At 38.1% G+C, this 2,139-nt stretch carries 2 protein-coding genes; both read left to right on the top strand.

Annotated features, from left to right (window positions below; translation table 11 throughout):
- Positions 1 to 231: 231 nt before the first annotated feature.
- Positions 232 to 786 carry an RNA polymerase sigma factor gene (locus tag ACOVQ4_RS20720; RefSeq protein WP_421822512.1) on the top strand — a complete coding sequence of 185 codons (555 nt, stop codon included), beginning with the start codon at positions 232 to 234 and terminating at the stop codon, positions 784 to 786.
- A partial coding sequence (locus tag ACOVQ4_RS20715) for a hypothetical protein (protein ID WP_421822511.1) occupies positions 770 to 2,139 on the top strand: 1,370 nt, incomplete at its 3' end. The genes ACOVQ4_RS20720 and ACOVQ4_RS20715, both read left to right, overlap by 17 nt.

Raw genomic sequence — 2,139 nt, 5'->3', positions numbered from 1 at the left:
CCAAAGCTGAAAGCCGAAGGCTCAAAAATTAAATATTATTTTGCGTTAATACTTAAGTTGTTAAGATTCATATAAAAATTGTTTGTTTTAGCGTGTAGATTGTAAACAAAAAAGTAATGTAAAATCGGGTTTAAGGAATTCATTCTTTTGCATCAACTCTAAATTTTACACGCATAATTCTACATTACCACTTAAGTGATTATTCACTTAATCTAACTAATTGCCAACTGAATGATAAATGAACAGGATTTAGTCAGAGCCTGCCAGCGGAATGATCGCAAAGCCCAGACTGCCTTTTACAATATGTACAAGGGCAAGCTAATGGGTGTTTGTCGTCGTTATGCCCGTTCTAAAGAGGAGGCCGAAGACATTTATCAGGAAGCATTTGTCAAAGTTTTTAATAATATCAAGTCATTAGAAAAGCCAGAGGCTGTTGGCGCGTGGGTACGCAAAACGGTTATCCATACTGCCATCAACTATTATCACGCAAATTTAAAATTTCAACAAAATACAGATTATGAAACAGTTGTACTCAGCAATGATGATTACCCGAATATTTTAGCGACACTCTCCAATGAAGATTTACTAGCACTTATTCACCAACTACCCGATGGCTATCGCATGGTTTTTAACCTGTATGTCATTGATGGCTATAATCATAATGAGATAGGGCAGATGCTTGGAATAAGTGAAAATACCTCCAAGTCGCAACTGTCTCGTGCAAAAGAGTTGCTCCGTAAACAACTAAAAAAACTGGGAATTGTCAGCTATGAACGCATCCAATAACGATATAGATCCCTTTGAAGATTTTTTCCACGATAGGTTCAATGACTTCGAATCTGACGTGGACGATGCGCTGTGGGCCAAATTAGAACCCCAGCTACCTTTACCTTCTTTCTCTCGACTGATGCTTTGGCATTTGGCAGCGGCAGTGGCGTTGCTACTGCTTTCGTATGGTCTATTGCCAAGATTTGTAGACTCTCCAAATGTGGAGTTAAGTCATACAACAGCAGGTACATTGCGCCAAAATGAGGGAATTCAAGATGGGAAAAATACAAATGCTGAGTCAAAACAAACTTTTGACAAAAGTATATCCAATACCACTCAAGGCACTGGGATAAATCCCCATAATATTAATGCAGAAGCCTCAAAAGAGCAAAAAGAGGACGGTTTAGTGAAAAGTGAAAAAGCTAACGCTTCGATAGAATCCTCTAAAGCAAGCTCAACTAGTAAAACTGATGAGCCTGCATTGAGCTCAAATATTGGCAAGAAAAACCTCACGAAATCTACAGGTGAGATATCTTCTAAATCTTTGAGAAAAGCGAAAAAGAACTTGAATAAAAAAGTAGTCCCTTCTGGTCTATCTACCGATGAATATGATAGAATTGTTCGTGCTACTCAAAATACAGGCGATTATTTGTCAACATCAGAAGAGGCATTGGAACCTAATTTGGAGATTCTAGCCTCGAAAGAACCTGCTGATTTGTCAGTAAAATTCAATAAAGCACGAATTAAAACGCAACAGCGTAAACCCAACCGATATTTTCAGCCAAGTAAGCCTGTTTCCTTGTATTTTAGTGCAATGCCATTGGTCAATTACTATACAATTACCCCAAATGGCTCGGATTCAAAATATGTGCATAATATCCAAGTAGATGACGATAATAGTCGCTTGGGTGTCTATCTTCAGGCAGGTTTGAAGTTTACTTTGTCTGATAAATTACAGTTGAAAACGGGTATTTCTTACACCAAATCTAGTCAGAGCATTAGTTTTAAAGTTCGTACAGATTCGCTGGTGGTACGCAATGTGGATAACCAAACAGCAGATGTGGCATTTGAGGAGCAAAACAAAACCTATGCAATGTCGTCTCATTATCTTGGTACACGAGTAGACTTGGAATATACTTTTTTGAAAGGCGATGCCCTAAGTCATCATGTATTGGTGGGTATGGAAGGAAATACTAGCTTGAATGGAACTGCGGCTGGTAAAATCAATAGCTTTTTGAATATTGGCTATGGTATAAGCCGTCAAATAGGAGACAATGCTTATATTTTTATTGAACCAACCATGAGTATCGCTCTCAATCACCAATCAGATGCAAGTGCTCTTTTACTGGTAAGACCTAATAAGATTGGCTT

The organism is Flectobacillus sp. (assembly GCF_049240685.1).
GTDB lineage: Bacteria > Bacteroidota > Bacteroidia > Cytophagales > Spirosomataceae > Flectobacillus.
Note: the sequence above shows the minus strand (reverse complement) of the source record. Positions and strands in the feature narration are given on the sequence as shown.